Below are 18,498 nucleotides of genomic sequence, written 5' to 3' on the forward strand. Positions count from 1 at the left end.
GCATTTTTGCTGCGTTACCTGGATCTCTACGGGATCGCTCCATTGACAACAGCATTTTCAGTCTAATAATGCAAGTCATAGAGCGAGCGATCGCTGCCTGAATTCGGCCGAGCGCAAGGCGTGCGCCGGCTCGGCGCCGATCGGGCGCGTGCCTTGCCACCAGTGCTTCAGAGGGTGAATGTGACTGCGCGCGCCACACCGGAAAGGCGATCCGCCTATCGACATTTCCGCGAGATCACGACCCGGTGGATGGACAATGATGTCTACCGGCACATCAACAACGTGGTCTATTATTCCTTCTTCGATACGGCCGTTTGCCAGTATCTGATCGAGGCGGATGTTCTCGATATTGAGCACAGCCCGGTCATCGGCCTCGTAGCCGAGACACGGTGCCAGTATTTCTCCTCCATCGCCTTTCCCCAGCGGGTGACCGCGGGTCTGCGGGTGGGGCGGCTCGGAACCAGCAGTGTCCGCTACGAAATCGGCCTGTTCCGGAATGCGGATGAGACCGCGGCGGCGCAGGGGCATTTCGTCCACGTCTATGTGGATCGTGCCAGCCAGCGCCCTGTGCCGCTCCCCCCCAAGCTGCGCGAGATTCTTTCCCCTTTGGTCGTCCCGTCCGACCTTATTCAGGAGGCCTAAATGAGCGAGCTTCTGGTCGCCGTGGATGGCCCGATCGCGACGGTGACACTGAATCGCCCCGCGCAACGCAATGCCATGACGCTCGCCATGTGGCAGGGTGTGGCCGGCATCTTTTCCGAGCTTTCGCGCGACAATACGGTGCGCGCCATCCTGTTGACCGGCGCGGGTCAGGATTTCAGCGTCGGCGCGGACATTGCGGAGTTTCCCCGCGTGCGCCACACCCTTGAACAGAGCATCGCCTATGAAGAGGCGGTGGATGCGTGCTCGGATGCCATCGCCGGTGCGGGCAAGCCGACCATCGCCGTCTTGTCGGGCTATTGCCTGGGCGGGGGATGCCACCTGTCCATGGCGTGTGACTTCCGCATTGCGGGGCCGTCCGCCATTCTCGGCATTCCGGCGGCGCGGCTGTCCATCGTTTATGGCGTGCGCAGCACCCAGCGACTGTTTGCGCTGGTAGGGCTGACCCAAGCCAAGCGCATCCTGTTCACCGCAGATCGTATCCCGGCGGATGAAGCGGCGCGCATCGGGCTCGTGGATGGCGTGGAGGATGATGCGCAGGCGGCGGCGCGTGCTCTGGCGGCCCGCATGGCGGAGAATGCGCCGCTCTCCCTGGCCGGTGCGAAATTCATCCTGGACGGCCTCGCCATGGGGCCGGGCGCGCTTGATCTGGCCGATGCGCAGGCCCGCATCGATGCTGCCTCGCGCAGCTTTGACTACCAGGAAGGGCGCAATGCCTTTGCCGAGAAGCGCCCGCCGCGCTTCGAGGGGCGGTAACGGCCGGGAGGAATTGGCGATGAAGATGCATGTGCTATCCGGTGGCCGTCTGCGGATGAAGCGGCACGTCTATGAGCCGGATGCCGACCGCAGCGAGACCATCGAGCTTCCCGTCTCATCCATCCTCCTGCGCCACCCGCAGGGCAATGTGCTGTTCGATACTGGCTGCCATCCCTCCGTGGTGACGCAGGCGGAGGCGCGTTGGGGCGGCGTCGCCCGCGCTATGACCCCGATCATGGGGCCGCAGGACAATGTGGTCTCGCAGCTCGCCTGCACCGGCCTCGGGCCGGACGATATCGATGTGGTGATCTGCTCGCACTTCCATCCCGATCACTGCGGCTGCAATGCCTTTTTCCGCCGCGCGACGATGGTTGTGCACGCCGACGAGATGGCGGCCGCGCGCGCCGAAAATGCGCAGGCGGCCGGCTATCTGCCGGTGGAGTGGGACCAGCCCAATCCGGTCGATCTGATCGATGGGCAGAGGGATCTGTTCGGGGACGGGCGCATCACCCTCATCCCGCTGCCGGGCCACACGCCTGGGCTCACGGGAGCGTTGGTATCTCTCGACCAGGACGGCGCCTTCCTGCTGGCCTCCGATGCGGTGAGCCTGCGCTCCAGCCTGGAAGCGGACCTGGTGCCGAAGAACACCTGGAATGCTGATCTCTACCGGAACTCCCTCGACGAGATCCGCAGGATCGAGGCCGCAGGCGCGACCGTGCTCTGCGGCCATGACGATGCCCAGTGGGCCACGCTCCGCAAGGGTGCGGACGCCTACCAATAGGGACCGTCCGGTTTCTCTCTCGAACACATAATCGCGGAAGGCGAAACGTCCATGGATCTGGAATTGAAGGGCAAGGTGGCGCTGGTGACGGGCGGCGCCCGTGACGTCGGTCGGGAAATCTCGCTGGCGCTCGCCGCTGAGGGAGCCAGGGTGGCGGTCAACTATCGCAACTCCGCGGAAGAGGCCCAGGCGGTGGTGGATGAAATCCGCGCGCGCGGGGGAGAAGCCAAGGCCTACAAGGCTGATGTCGCCGATCTCGCCGCCGTGCGCACCATGGTGGAGGCGGTGGCTGGCGATTTTGGCGGGCTCGACATTCTCGTCAACAATGCCGGCCTCGCCATTCGCCAGAGGTTCATCGACTCCACCGAGAAGGAATGGAAGGCGCAGATCGATACGTGCCTCTATGGGGCCATTCATCTGGCGCATGCCGCCGCGCCCCATCTGGAAAAGAGCGGGAACGGTCGGCTCATCGCCGTCGTGGGGGATAGTTCCCGCGTGGGCGAATCCGGCCTTGCCATCGTGGCCGCCGCGCGGGCCGGAACCGTTGCCCTCATGAAGTCGCTGGCCCGGGAAATGGGTCGCTTCGGCGTCACCGCCAACACGCTTTCCCTGGGCCTGATCGAGACCGCCCATGACCGGGCCTGGGTGGAGGCGAACCGCGACAAGCTGACCAAATTCTATCCGCTGCGCCGGCTCGGTCAGCCCGAGGACATCGCCCCTGCGGTGGTCCTCCTCGCCTCGCCGAAGGGCTCATGGATCACCGGGCAGGTGATCAGCATTTCTGGTGGCTTCAGCATGGTTTGACAACGCCGCGCACAGAAAGCGGCGGGTTGATCGGAGGACAACATGCTCAAGGCGGACCTCATCGCCCCGGTGCCGGATCTGCTCCGGCGCCACGCCCGCGAGCAGGGCGCGAAAATAGCTTATCAGGATGCGGGTCGCTCCGTCTCCTATGCGGAGCTGGAGCGACGCACGGCCAATCTCGCGGGGCACATGGCCGAACGCGGCATCCGGCCGGGGGAAAGCGTCGCCATCTACCTGCCCAACAGCGTGGCATGGGTGGAGGCGTGCCTTGCCATCGTGCGGGCTGGCGCTGTGGCCGTGCCGATCAGCGCCGAGGCGGCGCCCGGGGAGGTGGAATACCGCCTCACGGATGCGGACTGCCGCCTGGTCATCACCAGCGAAAGCGGCGCCGCGCTCGTTGAGGCGCTGGACCGCCCGGAGCCGCTGTCCCTCATCAGCGTCGATGCGCCGGACGACGCGCCGCGCAGCTTCTCCGCCTGTGCGGACCGGCCGTGCGCGGAGGCAGCGCGCGATCTCGATGATATAGATGCGCCGGCCTTCATCATCTATACGTCAGGCACGACCGGCCGCCCCAAGGGCGTGGTGCTGACATGCCGGAGCATGTTCTGGGTGACCGCCGCGTGCTGGGCTCCGGTGGTCGGGCTCTGTGCCGATGACAGGGTGCTGTCACCGCTTCCGCTGTTCCACTCCTACGCGCTCAATTTCTCCGTCCTGTCCGTGCTCGCGGTGGGCGCGAGCGAATATCTTCTTGAGAAATACTCGACGCGGGAAACCCTGCGCCTGCTGGAGACCGGTGACTTCACGGTGCTTCCCGGCGTGCCGACCATGTTCCATTACCTGAAGGATGCCGCACAGGCGCAGGGCTGGTCCAAAATGCCGGGGCTCCGGGTGTGCGTGTCTGCCGGCGCCATCCTGCCGGCGCCCCTGAATGCGGGGTTCGAGGCCGCATTTGGCGTGCCGTTGCTGGACGGCTACGGCATCACCGAGACCTCCACCATGGTGACGATGAATTCTGCGTCGGCCACCCGCATCATGGGCTCCTGCGGCCTGCCGCTGCCGGGGGTCGCGCTGCGCCTCGTGGACCCGGTCAGCCTGAGGGATGTGGATGCGGGCGAGGAGGGTGAACTCATCGTACGCGGGCCAAACGTCATGCTCGGCTACCACGCCAAGCCGGAGGAGACCGCGAAGGCCCTGCGCAACGGGTGGTATCACACGGGCGACCTCGCCCGAGCGGACCGGAACGGCTTCGTGACGGTGACCGGCCGGCTCAAGGAACTCATCATCCGCGGCGGCCAGAACATCGCGCCGGCGGAGATCGAGGAGGTCATCCTGACACTGGCGGGCGTGCGGGACTGCGCGGTGGCGGGCATTCCCCATCCGACGCTCGGGGAAGTCCCCGCCGTCTTCATCGTGCCAGGTGAGGCCGCGCCCGATGTGGAGGCCCTGCTCGATCACTGCCGGGCGCGCCTGTCTTCCTACAAGATCCCGCACGTGGTGCAGTTTGTGGAAGAAATCCCGCGCACAGGTTCGGGCAAGGTGCTCCGCTTCCGCCTGCGCGAATTGCTGACCACCGCCGCCTGAGATAGGCGGCGGTGGCCGGTGAGATCGAGTGATGGAGTGAGGCCGGGAGCGGCCGGTCTCACGCTTCTTTGCGCGCCTGTTCCACCAGCTGGAAAAGGCGCTCCGGCGTCACCGGCAGCGTGTCGATCTCGATGCCAAGATGCGCCAGCGCGTCGGAGACGGCATTGGCGATGGCGGCTGGCGCGCCGATTGTGCCTCCCTCGCCCATGCCCCTGAACCCGCCCAGATTGGCCGGCAACTCCGCCTCCACATGCAGGATTTCGATGTCAGGAACGCTGGTGGCCACCGGCACCAGATAGTCCGCAAGACTGGCGGTAAGCAATTGCCCCGTCGCGTCATGGACCACCTCCTCCAGCAAGGCGGCGCCGATGCCCTGCGCCACCGCACCGTGGACCTGACCATCCACGATCAAGGGATTGATAATCCTCCCGCAATCCTCCGCCACGGCGAACCGCCGGATGGTGACGCCATAGGTTCCCGGGTCCACCTCGACCATGGCCAGGTGCGTGGAGGAACAGGCCGTGCCCAGATAGGGGTCATAGGTTTCCTCCGCGACCAGATCCTCCCGCACATCATGGGGAATGCGGCCCATCTGCGCATAGACGGCATGGGCGAGCTGCTTGAAGGTCATGGTGCCATTGGAGGAGCGCGCGCGGATGATCCCGTCCCTTGCCTCCAGGTCCTCCAAGGGCACATCCATCAGGAAGGCAGCCGCCCGCAGCACCTTCGCCTTCACCACGCGCGCCGCCTTGGTCGCCGCGCCGCCGCCGAGCACCGCCGAGCGGCTGGCATAAGTGCCGGTGCCCATGGGAACAAGCGCGCTGTCGCCGTGCCGGATTTCCACGTCCTCGAAGCGGCAGCCAAGCTCGTCCGCGACCACCTGCGCCAGCGTGGTCTCAAGGCCCTGCCCGTGGGATGAGACGCCAAAGGCGGCGGTTACGGCCCCGGTCGCGTCGATGCGGATGGAGGCGGTCTCTGTCCCGGTATTGATCGGCATTCCCGGCGCGACGGCGATGCGGGAGCCGATGCCGGTGAGTTCGGCATAGCTGGCGAGCCCAATGCCGACCCAGCGTCCTTCGGCGCGCGCGGCATCACGGGCTTTGACGAGGGCGGGGTAATCCACCAGCGTGCAGACCCCCTCCAGGCACTCCTGGAAGGCCGAGCGATCCCAGATGATCCCTGAGCCCGTGCGATAAGGAAACTCCTCGGATCGCACGAGGTTGCGACGGCGGATTTCGGCCGGATCCAGCCCCAGCCGGCGGGCCGCCATGTCCATCAGCCGCTCCATGGCAAAGGTGGAGGACGGTCGGCCGACGCCCCGATAAGGCCCGGTGGGCGGCTTCGGCGTGAGGACCCCGCGGACCCGGCCCTCATAATGCTCCATGCGGTAGGGGCCGGGAAGGAAGCTGACCACCTGCACCGGTTCCAGCGCGCCGGTCCAGGGATAGATGGAATAGGCGCCGATATCGCCGATGACATCGGCCTTGAGGCCCAGAAGCCGCCCCGCCCCATCCACCGCCAGTTCCGCCTCGATCAGTTCATCGAAGGCCTGGCTCATGGCGGTGAGGTCTTCCATGCGATCGGCCGTGAACTTGATGGGTCGCTCCAGTTTGCGCGCCAGGATGGAGACCAGCACTTCCTCCGGATTCAGCGAGCCCTTGCCCCCAAAGCTGCCGCCCACATCCGGGGCCACCACCCGCATGCGGTTTCCGGGCAGATCGAGGCAGGTGGCCAATACGTCGCGGATGATCCCGGGAATGTTGGTGGCCGAATGGAGCGTCAGCGCCTGCCGACGGCGGTCCCATTCAGCAAGATAGGCCCGGCCTTCCAGCGGCATGGGCGTCTTCCGCGTCATCCGGAAGCGCCCTTTCACCACCACCGAGGCGGACGCGAGCGCCGCCTCCGCATTGCCTCGCCTGAAGGTGCGGGAGATGATGACATTGCTGCCCGCCTCCTCATGCAGGAGCGGCGCCTCGGCCTTGACGGCCTCTTCCTGCCGGATGGCGAAGGGCAGGGGATCGTAGGCGACGGATATCGCCCCCACGGCATCTTCCGCCGCATAGCGGCTCTCCGCGAGCACCGCCACCACGGGCTCCCCCACATAGCGCACCTTGCCGAGCGCCAAGGGGCGGATGGGCGTGGCGTAATAGCCAGCCATGCGGGAGGTGGGAATGGCGGGCTGGAAATCGCCCGAGACGTCCTCCGCATCGAACACCGCCACCACCCCCGGCACCGAAAAGGCGGCGGAGGCGTCGATGGAACGGATCCGGGCGTGGGGCTGGTCGCTGCGCAGAAGCGCGAGGTGCAGCATGCCTGGTGGCGACATGTCGTCCACATAGCGCCCGTTGCCGGTGAGCAAGCGGAGGTCTTCGGTGCGTTTGATCCGTTGACCCACAAGGCCGGGCCGCATTTCCACAGCGGAAGCAATGGAGTTCATGGCAGCGGGCCTCTCTCTCGCGCCAGCTCCCGCACTGCGTTCACGATGTGCTCGTAGCCGGTGCAGCGGCAGACGTTGCCCGACAGCGCCTCCCGGATGTCCTCGTCGCTTTCCAGGGGGTGGTGCCGCAGCATGTCGGTGACGGTCATCAGGAAACCCGGCGTGCAGAAGCCGCATTGCAGCCCATGATGATCCCGGAACGCCTGCTGGATCCGGCCCAACTCGTCCATGCGCCCAAGCCCCTCCACTGTCTCGATGACAGCGCCATGGGCCTGAATGGCAAGGGTCAGGCAGGAACGCACGCTGCGCCCGTCCATCAGGATGGTGCAGGCGCCGCAGACCCCATGCTCGCACCCCACATGGGTGCCGGTGAGGCCAAGCTCGTGCCGCAGGAAGTCACTGAGCAGAAGGCGTGGCTCGACCGTACGGGTATAGGTGAGGCCATTGACGGTCAGGCTGATGAGGCTACCGGTAATCATGCCACCGTCTCCTGTGCCCGGCTGGCGCGTGTCCAGGCTTCGGCAAGGGCGCGCTGCGCGAGGACGCCCGCCAGATGGCGGCGATAGTCGCTGGAGGCATTGAGGTCCGACGACGGGGTGATGCTGTCCCGCAGGGCCTCCACCGCCTTCGCGATGACGGTGGGGTTCGCTTCCCGTGCCTCAACGGCCGCCTCCACGCTGGGCAGGCGCAAGGGCGTGTCGCCCACCCCCATCATGGCAATGCGGACGTTGCGGGCCTTGCCGTCTTCTTTGTCCATGAGCACCGCGACCGCGGCGAGCGCATAATCCCCGTGGCGCCGGGCAAACTCCTGGAAGCCCCAGCCAACCCGTGGCGAGGGCAGGGGAAGGTCGATCCCCGTTACCATTTCGTCCGGCTCGAGCGCCGTCACCAGAGAGCCGAGAAAGAAGCCCCGCGCGGCGAGTGTGCGCACCCCTCTCACTGAGGCGACGTGAAGGGTGCCGTCCAGCAGCATCATCATCATCGGCATCTCGGCGGCAGGGTCCGCATGGCAGACGCTGCCGCAGAAGGTGCCACGGTTGCGGATGGTGAGGTGCGCCACATGCGCCATGGCGGCACGCAGCACCGGGAGGTGGCGGGCAACGAGTTCATTCTCCGCGGTCATGCGGTGCCGAACCAAGGCTCCGATGTGGAGCGCGCCGGGGCGGCGTTCGATGCTTTCCAGCCCGTGCACCTGGTTGATGTCCACAATGACGGACGGTTGAACCAGTCGGAAATTCATCATCGGCATGAGGCTTTGTCCGCCCGCCAGGATCTTTCCATCCCCTCCGGCTGCGGCCAGTGCTTCCACCGCGTGGGGAATGCTCTCGGCCCGCACATAATCAAAGCTGGCGGGCTTCATGCGTCTTGTCCCGACATCATTGTGTCCATTCTCTAGTGACTTGCATTATTGAACTATGTTAGGGGATGTCAAGGTGCGGGGACGCCCGGGGCGTCCTGTCGGAGAGGGAAAGCCATGAAGACCAGGGCTGCGGTGCTGCGGAACATGGGAGCTCCGATGCCTTTTGCCGAAAGCCGGCCACTGCGCATCGAAGAGGTGGAATTGGATCCGCCGGGCCGCGACGAGGTGCTCGTGAAGATCGCGGCGGCCGGCCTTTGCCATTCTGACCTTTCGGTCATCAACGGGAACAGGCCAAGGCCGATGCCCATGGCGATCGGCCACGAGGCTGCAGGCATCGTCGCCCAGGTGGGTGCAGGCGTTACCGACCTTGTTCCGGGCGATCATGTGGTCATGGTGTTCATGCCCAGTTGCGGCCATTGCCAGCCCTGTTCCCGGGGGCGTCCGGCCCTGTGCGAGCCCGGCGCGGCGGCCAATGGGAAGGGAGAATTGCTGAGCGGGGCCATCAGGCTGCATCAGGATGGCGCACCTTTGCACCATCATCTCGGATGCTCCGCCTTTGCGGACTATGCGGTGGTGTCGCGGCGATCTTTGGTTCAGATAGACAAGGATATTCCATTGCCTGTGGCCGCCCTCTTTGGGTGCGCGGTGCTGACGGGCGTGGGCGCGGTGGTGAATACGGCGCGTGTTCAGGCCGGTGAGAGCGTGGCGGTGGTCGGCCTTGGGGGCGTGGGCCTTGCGGCGGTGCTCGGCGCGCGCGCCGCGGGCGCAGCCCGGATCGTCGCCGTGGATCTCGCGCCGGAGAAGCTCGCCTTGGCGATGGAACTGGGCGCCACCGGCATTGTGGACGGCCGCGCCCCCGACGCCATTGATCAGGTGAAGGCTCTCACCCAGGGCGGGGCGGATTTCGTGTTCGAGTTCGCCGGTTCCGCGCGGGCGCTCGAAAACGCTTACCGGATGACCCGGAGGGGTGGCACCACGGTGACCGCCGGCCTGCCATCGCCCGACGCGGTTCTCCCCGTGAATATCGTGAGCCTGGTGGCCGAGGAGCGCACGGTGAAAGGCAGCTATATCGGCACCTGCGTGCCCGTGCGGGACGTGCCCCGCTATGTGGAACTCTACAAGGCGGGACGCCTGCCCGTAGACCGGCTGATGAGCGGCCGCATTCCGCTGGAAGACATCAATGCCGGTTTTGACCGGCTTCACGAAGGTTCAGTCGTACGGCTGGTGGTCGAATTCTAGTCGCAAGCCATCGATTGCCCCGCATGCGTCGCGGGCGGTAATGGAGACCAGTGCATGGACATGAGCGGTGAACAGCGCATTCCCGCTGCGCAGGCGACCGTCTGGCAGGCGCTCAACGATCCGGAGATCCTGAAGGCCTGCATTCCCGGCTGCCAGGATCTCGTAAAAGAGACGGACACACGGATGAGTGCCCGCCTGCTCCTGAAGGTCGGCCCGGTGAGCGCCCGCTTCGAAGGATCGGTCGTCCTCTCGGACCTGGACCCACCCAACAGCTACCGCATCACTGGCGAAGGGCAGGGGGGCATGGCCGGCTTCGCCAAGGGGGAAGCACGGGTGCGTCTCCGGTCAGATGGGGGCGAGACCATCCTGTCTTACGAGGTGACCGCCCAGGTTGGCGGAAGGCTGGCCCAGCTCGGCGCCCGTCTCATTGATGTGACGGCAAAGCAGATGTCGGCCGCCTTCTTCAAACGGTTTGCCGAGGAGATCGCGGCCCAGAGCAATGGCGGCCCCCGTGAGGCGGCGGATGAATCAGGCGCGGAAAAACCGGAGGGCCAGATCCCCCTTACGCGTCCGCCGCACTCTCGCCCGCGTCCGTCGTCCGCGCCGTCCCGGAACAAGGGCATGCATTGGCTGGCAGGGCTGGTCGTCCTGTCCGCCACTGTCATTGCAATTCCCTATCTCTACGGCGGTGGGGTGGCCGGTGGCATGTCCGGATGCGGACCATTCTCCGCAGAATTTATCGCTGCCTTGGTTCTCATCCTGACGGCTGCGATGGGATACCTGGGAGGCAGGCTTGCCGCTCTGGAGCGAGATCGGTGAGGCGACCATTCAGAGCCCAGGTGATCAGGATGTGCCCGCGGAAATCCGCGGGCAAGTCATTCGTCCGGGTGATGGTGACCATGCTGCCGAGGATCACCTTCTTCATGCCGCCGGTCGGTGAAGAGCGTGGCATGGGGCCGCGCGCCTGGCGCCAGGGTCCCGGGGACCAGGGCTGACGCGAAGCCAGCCCCAGCCACTCTATTGGGCCGGTGCCGCTGTCGGCGCGACGCCTTCATCTTCCACACGGCGGTGGGTCTCACCCATCAGCACATAGGCTGCGGGCACCACATAGAGGGTGAACAGCGTGCCGATGGCGAGGCCGGTGGCGATGACGAGGCCCAGATTGTAGCGCGACGCCGCGCCCGCGCCCGAGGCCAAGATCAGGGGCACGACGCCCAGCACCATCGCCGCCGTGGTCATCAGGATGGGCCGCAGCCGGAGCGTCGCGGCCGCCTGGATGGCCTCGCGCTTCGTCTTGCCCTCCAGCTGCAGTTCGTTCGCCACTTCCAGCATGAGGATGCCGTGCTTGCTGATGAGCCCCATCAGCGTCGTCAGCCCCACCTGCGTGTAGATGTTGATGCTGGCGCCGCCGATGCCGAGGCTGATGAAGATCAGCGCTCCGGCCAGAGACATGGGCACCGAGAGCAGGATCACCACCGGATCGCGGAAGCTGTTGAACAACGCCGCCAGCGACAGGTAGATCACGATGAGCGCGAAGGCGAACGTGGTCACGAAGCCGCCGCTCTCCTGCACGTACTGGCGCGAGGCCCCGCCGAAGTCGAGGGTATAGCCCGGCGGCAGTGTGCGTTGGGCGAGGTCCTTCAGCGCCGTGATGGCATCGCCCGTGGTGATGCCGGGGGCGACGACGCCGGCAATGGTGGCGGCGTTCACCTGCTGGAAGTGGTTGAGGGATTCCGGCACCGTCTTGGTCTCGATCCGCGCGACGGTGGAGAGCGGAACCATGGTGCCGTCCGAGGTGCGGATGTAATAGTCGAGCACTTGGTCCGTGTTGAGCCGGGCCTCCTGCTTCACCTGCGGAATGACCTTGTAGGAGCGGCCATCCAGGCTGAAATAGTTCACATAGCCGCCACCCATGAGGGAGGAGAGCGCGCCGCCCACATCGCTCATGGACAGGCCCAGCAGCGAGGTCTTCTCCCGGTCGATGACGATGGAGGCCTGCGGCTGGTCGATCTTCAGGTCATTGTTGAGGAAGATGAACAGGCCTGTGTCCAGGGCGTCCTGGAGGAACTTGGCGGCGACCTCATTGAGCTTGTCGAAGCCGTCCGAGGTGCCGATGACGATCTGCATGGGCAGACCGTTGGAGCCGGGAAGCGGGGATTGCTGGAAGGCGACGATCTTCTGCCCCGCCACCTGGTTCAGCTCCTGCTGGATCATGGGCTGGAGCTGCTTGGTGGTGGCCTTGCGCTCGTCCCACGGCTTGAGCACCCATCCCGCGATGCTGGTGCTGGGTGCCTCCACCTGGAACACCGTCTCGGTCTCCGGGTGCTTGGCGAAGGTCTCGAAGGTCGCCTTGTTGTAGAGTTGCTTCTGCTGCAGCGTCGCGTTCGGGGCGGAGATGCTCTGCGCCAGGATGATGCCCTGGTCCTCCTCCGGCGCCAGTTCGCTCTGCGCGGTACCATAGAGCCAGTAGATGCTGGCGAGCACCAGCCCCGCGAACACCGCGATGACGGGCAGGTAATTGAGCGCGGAGGCGAGCGAGCGGGAATAGGCGGCGGTGACTTTACCCATCACCTTGTCCACCGCCAGCACCATGCGTGATTCCAGGTCGCCGCCCGCATGGTCCACGGGCTTCAGCATATGTGCCGACATCATGGGCGTCAGCGTGAGCGCCACCACCGCCGAGATGGTCACAGCCCCCACCAGCGTGAAAGCGAATTCGGTGAACAGCGCGCCGGTGAGCCCGCCCTGGAAGCCGATGGGCACGTAGACGGCGATCAGCACCACCGTCATGGCGATGATGGGATTGGCCAATTGCCGCGCCGCCGCAAACGCCGCCGCGCGGGCGCTCATGCCCTCCTCCATGTGGTGGTTGACGCTCTCCACCACGATGATGGCATCATCCACCACAAGGCCGATGGCGAGCACCAGGGCCAGCAGCGTCAACAGGTTGATGCTGAATCCGAAGGCCAGCATCATCAGGAAGGTGCCGATCAGCGACAGCGGGATGGCGATGACCGGAATGAGCACCGAGCGCCAGGACCCCAGGAAAGCGAACACCACCAGCGTGACGATGGCCAGCGCCTCCACGAGGGTGTGGATCACCTCCTCGATGGAGGAGTTCACGAAGGCCGAGGCATCATAGATGACGCCCATGCTCAGCCCGGTGGGCAATTGCGCCTCGATGCCCGGCAGCGCCGCGCGCACCCCCGCAATGACATCCAGCAGGTTGGCGGAGGGGGCGATCTGGATGCCGATGTAAACAGACTCGCGGCCGCTGAACATGGTGGCCGAGTCATAGTCGTCCGACCCCAGCGTGACATTGGCCACGTCCTTCAGCCGCACCACGGCCCCATTGGCCTGCTTGACGATGAGGTTCTTGAACTCATCCACATTGTGCAGGCTGGTGGAGGCGGTGAGATTCACCTGCACCATCTGGCCCTTGGTGTTGCCGAGGCTGGCGATGTAGTCGTTGCTGCTGAGCGCAGTGGAGACCTCGGAGGCGGTGACGCCATAGGCGGCGAGGCGGATGGGATCGAGCCAGGCGCGCATGGCGAACGTCTTGCTGCCCAGGAGTTCCGCCGTCTGCACCCCTGTCACCGCCTGCAGCTTGGGCTGCACCACGCGGATGAGGTAGTCGGTGATCTGGTTGGCCGCGATCGCTTCGCTGCGGAAGCCGATATACATGGAATCGATGGTCTGGCCGACCTTCACGGTCAGCACCGGCTGCTGGGTGCCGGAGGGCAATTGGTTAAGCACCGAATTAACCTTGGTGTTGATCTCGGTGAGCGCCTTGCCGGTATCGTAGTTGAGCCTGAGGTTGACCGTGATGGTGCTGGTGCCGGTGGTGCTGGTGGAGGTCATATAGTCAATGCCGTTCGCCTGGGCGATGGCATTTTCCAGCGGGGTCGTGATGAAGCCGGCCACCACGTCGGGATCCGCGCCGGGATAGGTCGTGGTCACGGTGACGATGGCGTTCTGGGTGCGCGGATATTGGAGGATGGGCATGGAGCTCATGGCCCGAAGCCCGAGCACCAGGATCAGCAGCGAGACCACGATGGCCAGGACCGGCCGGCGGATGAAGATATCGGTGAAGGATGACATGGCTGCCTCCGCTCACTTGTCGATGATGGAGGGCGAGGGATTGTCGGTGGGCAGCACGGCGTTGTTGATCTTCACCTGCGAGCCGTTGTGCAGCTTCATCTGGCCGGCCACCACCACCTCGTCCCCGGCCTTGAGGCCGGATGTGATGGAGATCTGGTCGCCACGGGTCTCGCCGGTCTTCACGAACACCTGCCGGACGGTCAGGCCGGTGGCTGAGCCTTCCGCCTTCTCCACCACGAAGGCGATGTCGCCATAGGGGTTGGCGGTCACCGCGGTCTGCGGCACCGTCACGAGCTCGTCGGGCGAGCCCACCGACACCTCCACGGTCGCGAACATGCCGGGCACCAGGCGGTGGTCGTCATTGGGGAATTCCGCCCGCACCTGCACGTTGCGGGAGGAGGAATCCACCTTCGGGCTGATGGCCGTGATGGTGCCCTCGAAACCTTGACCCTGATAGGTGTCGACGCTCGCCTTCACCGTTTGGCCGGTGCGCACCTCCGCCAGCGCCTGCTGGGGCAGGTAGAAGTCGATGAAGATGGGGTTGAGCGACTGGAGGGTCACCACCGCCGTGCCTGCGCTCACATATTGGCCGAGGTCCACGGAGCGGATGCCGAGCCGGCCGGAAAAGGGCGCCTTCAGCGTCTTCTTGTCCACCACCGCCTGCTGCTCGGCCACCTGGGCGAGCGCCTTCTTGAGATTGGCGGTGTCGCTGTCGATGGTGGCCTGGCTGACGGCGTGGATCTTCAACTGCTCCTGGTCGCGGTTCAGGATGATGGCGCTGACATTGGCGGTGGCCTTCAGCGCTTCCAGATTGGCCAGCTCCTGTTCGTTGCGGAGCTGGAGCAGGATCTGGCCTTCCTTGACCTCGTCTCCGGACTTGAAGTTGAGAGCCGCGACGATGCCGGAGCTTTCCAGCGAAAGGTCCGCGCCCGCCTCGGCGCGCACACTGCCCACCGCCTTGATGGTGTCCTGCCAGGGCGTCATCGCGGCGGGCATGGTGGCGACCGTCTGCGGTGGATCCTTGAGGGAAGCCAGCGCCTGCTTGATCATGGAGGCCTTGAAGGTCTGGAAGCCGTAGAGCCCGCCAAAGATGAGGCCAACGACAGCCAGCATGAGGATCATGCGCTTTTTCATGTCTTGCTTCTCCTCGCAGATGCGGGGCTTTGTTCTGGAAACGGGGGAGCGCGAGGCCGCTGGCCGGTCGCTCAATGATCCTGGAAATAGCCCGCGTTCGTGCGGGGCGTGGCCTGGGCGGTCTGATCCACGCGGTTCCACCAGCCCCCGCCGAGGGCCTGGAACAGGGCCGCCGTGTCGGAGAAGCGCAGCGCCTGCGCCTTCACGCGGGCGATGACGGCTTGCTGGTAGTTCTGCTCGGAGGTGAGCACCGAGGGATAGGTGACGGCGCCGGCCAGATACTGGGTGCGCGAGATCTTCACGCTCTCCTGCGCGGCCCGCTCATAGGCCAGCTGCGCCTTGAGCGTATCGGCATCCGCCTGGATGGCGCGCAGCGCGTCTGCCACGTCCTTGAAGGCGGAGATGACGGTGCTCTTGTATTGCGCGAAGGCCTGCTCACGGCTGGCAATGGCAGATTCTTTGTCGTGGAACAGCGTGCCGCCGTCGAACACCGTCTGCGCGGCGCTGGCCGCGATGCTCCAGGCGGCGGTGCCGGGATTGAACAGGCTGTCGGGGGTGAGGCCGCTGCGCCCGTAACTGCCGGAAAGTTGGATCTGCGGGAGCATTTTGGCCACGTTCACGCCGACCGTGGCGGTGGCCTTGTGCAGGCTCGCCTCCGCCGAAGCGATGTCGGGCCGCTGCCGCACCAGGGCCGAGGGCAGGCTCACGGGGAGGTCGCGCGGCAAGGTGAGGCTCGCCAACGTGACGTGTTCGCCGCGATCCTCGCTGGGCAGCCGCCCGAGATAGGCCATCAGCTGGTTTCGCTGCTGCGCCAATTGCTTCTGCAGAGGCGGCAGGGTCGCTTGCGTCTGGGCGAGGTTGGACTGCTGTGAGAGCACGTCCGATTGGGCCACCGCGCCCAGCTCGAACTGGCGCTGAACCAGTGTCAGTTGTTCCTGCTCGGACTTGATGATGTCGTTGGTGGCGTCGATCTGCGCCCGCAGGGACGCATCGGAAATGGCGGCCGTCACCACATTGGCGGTGAGGCTGAGATAGGTGGCTTCCAGCTGATAGAGCTGGTAGTCGGCCTGCGCCTGCAATGCCTCCACCTGGCGGCGGGTGCCGCCCCAGGCGTCAAGCGCATAGGTGACGCTAACCGAGGCATTGTAGAGATTGTAAGGGCTGGTATTGCCGCTTTCGCCCTGGGTCGCCAGCGAGGTCACCTGCCGGGTCGGCCCGGCGCTGGCGGACACCTGGGGGAATAGCGCCCCTTCTTCCGCCAACGCATTCTCCCGCGCCGCGCGCAGGGCGGCCTGGGCGGCGGCGATGTCCGGATGGTTGCGGATGGCCTCGGCGACGAAGGCGTCGATCTGCTTGTTGCGGAACACCTTCCACCATTCTCCGGGCAGATCGCGGCCGGGCTTGAAAGCCTGGCTGCTGCCGCCATGCACGTCGGCGGAGGCGGTGGCCTGTGGCGGACCTCCTGGAAGGTAGCCGTTCACCCGCGGCGCATCGGGGCTCTCGAAATTCGGCCCCACCATGCAGCCGCTCAGGAGCAGCAGGGACGCAGCCATGGCGCCTCCCTTGAGGCAGGTCGCCAGCCGAGGGAGGACGGGCAGGTCTCGCATGATTAGGTGCATCCGGCTACTGATCTGAACCAGACCGTTCAGTTCGATAGACGAGTAGGGCGACATAATCGCGGAGTCAATATGGACTGCACCGTTCAGTTCGATTAAATTGCAGGCATGTCACAAAGCACTGAAGAATGCCCCGCGCCGCAGGGGGCGAGCCGCCTGAAACCCAAGGCCCTGGAGGCCCTCACGGCAGCCCGATCTGTCTTTCTTGAAGCCGGTTACGACGGCGCCTCGATGGATGCGATCGCGCGCGTCGGTGCGCTTTCGAAGGCGACGCTTTACGCGCACTTCTCCAGCAAAGCCGCGCTCTTTGAGGAGTTGATCCGCGTGGAATGCCGCGCCGTCAACGCAAACCTCTATGGGCCGGACCCGAAGAGCCCGTCAGTCGCGTCAGAGTTACGGAGGGTTGCGGTCAATTACCGGCGCCTCTTCGCCCAATGCGAAGGGCTGGACGTCTTCCGCATTCTGGTCCCGGTCGCGCCCCGCTTTCCCCGTCTGGCGAAGGTGTTTTACGAGGAGGGGCCCGGCGCATCGATCGAGCAAATCGCCGTCTATCTTGCGGCGCTGAACCGTGACGGGCGCTTGCGTATTCCCGACCCCCACGCGGCCGCGCGCCAGTTTCTCGCACTCGTGGCGGAAGATGCCAGGCTTGCAGGGTCGCTCGGCTTACCTGCCCCGCGAGCCCGGGATGCCGACCAACTGATCGATGGCGGCATCGCCATGTTCCTCGACTTCTACAAGGTCTGAGTGCCCGCCGACGGATCGCGGGTCGACGCGCCAAAGGTGCGAAAACCAGGTGCAGCGGGCGCTCCACACCCGGCAGATTGTCGAGCCGGCCGCCACGCCGAGGGCTTCACCCGGACGGCGTGGCTTGACGTTGGAAGGTGGGCCTCTCTTTGGCTCCTTGGGCAGCGCTCAAGGGGCAGACCCGGACGCTCTGCGCATCTGTGGCCCGCGCTGGCCTCGCGGCATGGGCCGGCCCACGCTCCAGCGTGGGCTCAACCTTGGCGGACAGCGCCGCGCAGGGTGGGCAGGCCGATGCCGGCTGCATCGAAGCCGCCGTCTACGGCAAGCTCTTGCCCGGTGATGTAGCTGGCCTTGTCCCCACACAGGAAGAGCACGGCCTCCGCGAGTTCGTCCTCCAGGCCGTAGCGGGCAAGCGGAATGGCGTCGTGATAGTCGGCGCGGATGGCGGCCGAATGCACCGCCTTGGCCATCGCCGTGTCCACGGGGCCCGGCGCCACCGCGTTGACGCGGATGCCCATGCCTGCGAGCTCAACTGCAAGCTGCTTTGTGAGGTGGGCAAGCCCAGCCTTGCTGGTGCCGTAGGCGGCCCGCAGGGTCGAGGCCCGCAACCCGGAAATGGAGGTGATGTTGACGACAGCCCCGCCGCCCTGCCGTGCAATCAGCGGCGCTGCGGCTTTGGTGCAGTGGAACGGGCCGGACAGGTTGACGTCGAGCACGCGGCTCCACTCCGCGTCCGTCGTCTCAAGGATCGGCTTGAACACCGCGACACCGGCATTGTTGACCAGCGCATCGAGCCGTCCGAACCGAGCCTCGATCGTCTGCATGGCCGCGGTGACCGCGGCCGGATCCGCCACGTCGCAGACGAGAGCAAGCGTGCGCTCAGGCTCCGCCAGGGCGGCGACCGCTTCCTCCAGCAGAAGCGCTTCGATATCGAGCATTGCCACCCGCCAGCCATCGGCGAGGAACTTGCGGGCCACGGCAAGGCCGATCCCACGTGCCGCGCCGGTGACGAGGGCGACCTTCAGATCTGGGGAGCTGGATGTTTCAGACATGGGCGTTTCATTTTGATTCATGTTGCGAACGCTCATATCCCGCCCGACGTCGAAACGGAATGCCCTCCTGGCATGGCCCAGCCGAGAGGTGCGCAGCGCACGCGTGACACGTCCTGCTTCTTGTCGGGAGGTCGCGCGGCGCCCATTTCGGCGTGGCACGCGGCGCGCAGCATGAGGCCGCGTGCGAACAGCGAAAGGTCACGAGCGAGGCTACAGCGTGCGTTGCCGAAGAC

At 65.7% G+C, this 18,498-nt stretch carries 15 protein-coding genes; 8 read left to right on the forward strand and 7 right to left on the reverse strand.

All coding sequences use genetic code 11. The annotated features are described in order from the left end of the window. Positions 1-180: 180 nt before the first annotated feature. Genes PV781_RS09150 through PV781_RS09170 form a run of 5 tightly spaced genes read left to right on the forward strand, consistent with a single transcriptional unit; the run spans position 181 to position 4,582 of the window. Positions 181-642 carry an acyl-CoA thioesterase gene (locus PV781_RS09150; protein WP_274775320.1) on the forward strand — a complete coding sequence of 154 codons (462 nt, stop codon included), beginning with the start codon at positions 181-183 and terminating at the stop codon, positions 640-642. After that, entirely contained in the window at positions 643-1,416 is a 774-nt protein-coding gene (locus PV781_RS09155; RefSeq protein WP_274775321.1) for an enoyl-CoA hydratase-related protein, read from the forward strand. A gap of 19 nt (positions 1,417-1,435) precedes the next feature. After that, on the forward strand, positions 1,436-2,197 hold the full coding sequence (locus PV781_RS09160; protein ID WP_274775322.1) for an N-acyl homoserine lactonase family protein: 762 nt from the start codon (positions 1,436-1,438) through the stop codon (positions 2,195-2,197). Positions 2,198-2,248: 51 nt separating this feature from the next. Next, positions 2,249-3,001, forward strand: coding sequence for an SDR family NAD(P)-dependent oxidoreductase (locus PV781_RS09165; RefSeq protein WP_274775323.1), 753 nt, complete (start codon positions 2,249-2,251; stop codon positions 2,999-3,001). 42 nt (positions 3,002-3,043) lie between these two features. Next, positions 3,044-4,582 (forward strand): class I adenylate-forming enzyme family protein, encoded by a 1,539-nt coding sequence (locus tag PV781_RS09170; RefSeq protein ID WP_274775324.1) that lies wholly within the window; start codon positions 3,044-3,046, stop codon positions 4,580-4,582. 58 nt (positions 4,583-4,640) lie between these two features. Here PV781_RS09170 and PV781_RS09175 read toward each other — a convergent pair whose 3' ends face one another. From PV781_RS09175 to PV781_RS09185, 3 genes are read right to left on the reverse strand one after another with little or no spacing between them, the layout of a single operon-like run. After that, positions 4,641-7,019 (reverse strand): xanthine dehydrogenase family protein molybdopterin-binding subunit, encoded by a 2,379-nt coding sequence (locus PV781_RS09175; protein ID WP_274775325.1) that lies wholly within the window; start codon positions 7,017-7,019, stop codon positions 4,641-4,643. Continuing rightward, complete coding sequence (locus PV781_RS09180; RefSeq protein ID WP_274775326.1) at positions 7,016-7,498, reverse strand: (2Fe-2S)-binding protein; 483 nt, start codon at positions 7,496-7,498, stop codon at positions 7,016-7,018. Before PV781_RS09180 ends, PV781_RS09175 begins: the two co-directional genes overlap by 4 nt. Continuing rightward, positions 7,495-8,379, reverse strand: coding sequence for an FAD binding domain-containing protein (locus PV781_RS09185; RefSeq protein ID WP_274775327.1), 885 nt, complete (start codon positions 8,377-8,379; stop codon positions 7,495-7,497). The genes PV781_RS09180 and PV781_RS09185 overlap by 4 nt, the downstream gene beginning before the upstream one ends. Before the next feature lie 114 nt (positions 8,380-8,493). On the opposite strand from PV781_RS09185, the gene PV781_RS09190 reads away from it, so the two are divergent. Together PV781_RS09190 and PV781_RS09195 are read left to right on the forward strand one after the other, a co-directional pair. Beyond that, complete coding sequence (locus tag PV781_RS09190; protein WP_274775328.1) at positions 8,494-9,618, forward strand: zinc-dependent alcohol dehydrogenase family protein; 1,125 nt, start codon at positions 8,494-8,496, stop codon at positions 9,616-9,618. A 54-nt stretch (positions 9,619-9,672) separates the two neighbouring features. Continuing rightward, positions 9,673-10,437, forward strand: a complete 765-nt coding sequence (locus PV781_RS09195) for an SRPBCC family protein (protein ID WP_274775329.1) — start codon at positions 9,673-9,675, stop codon at positions 10,435-10,437. A gap of 198 nt (positions 10,438-10,635) precedes the next feature. Here PV781_RS09195 and PV781_RS09200 read toward each other — a convergent pair whose 3' ends face one another. The 3 genes from PV781_RS09200 to PV781_RS09210 all read right to left on the reverse strand — a co-directional run bounded on the left by PV781_RS09200 (position 10,636) and on the right by PV781_RS09210 (position 16,406). After that, a complete protein-coding gene (locus PV781_RS09200) occupies positions 10,636-13,719 on the reverse strand; it encodes an efflux RND transporter permease subunit (protein ID WP_274775330.1) in 3,084 nt (1,027 codons plus the stop codon). A 12-nt stretch (positions 13,720-13,731) separates the two neighbouring features. Beyond that, positions 13,732-14,853: an efflux RND transporter periplasmic adaptor subunit gene (locus PV781_RS09205; RefSeq protein ID WP_274775331.1), complete on the reverse strand. Its 1,122-nt coding sequence runs from the start codon at positions 14,851-14,853 to the stop codon at positions 13,732-13,734. A gap of 71 nt (positions 14,854-14,924) precedes the next feature. Then, positions 14,925-16,406, reverse strand: a complete 1,482-nt coding sequence (locus PV781_RS09210; protein ID WP_274775332.1) for an efflux transporter outer membrane subunit — start codon at positions 16,404-16,406, stop codon at positions 14,925-14,927. A gap of 171 nt (positions 16,407-16,577) precedes the next feature. On the opposite strand from PV781_RS09210, the gene PV781_RS09215 reads away from it, so the two are divergent. After that, on the forward strand, positions 16,578-17,213 hold the full coding sequence (locus PV781_RS09215; protein ID WP_274775333.1) for a TetR/AcrR family transcriptional regulator: 636 nt from the start codon (positions 16,578-16,580) through the stop codon (positions 17,211-17,213). Between the two features lie 251 nt (positions 17,214-17,464). Here the strand turns inward: PV781_RS09215 and PV781_RS09220 are convergent, their stop codons facing one another. Further along, complete coding sequence (locus PV781_RS09220) at positions 17,465-18,265, reverse strand: SDR family NAD(P)-dependent oxidoreductase (protein ID WP_274775334.1); 801 nt, start codon at positions 18,263-18,265, stop codon at positions 17,465-17,467. Positions 18,266-18,498 lie beyond the last annotated feature (233 nt).

The sequence above is a fragment of the Aquabacter sediminis genome (genome assembly GCF_028863665.1).
In the GTDB taxonomy this organism is placed as follows: Bacteria; Pseudomonadota; Alphaproteobacteria; order Rhizobiales; family Xanthobacteraceae; genus L1I39.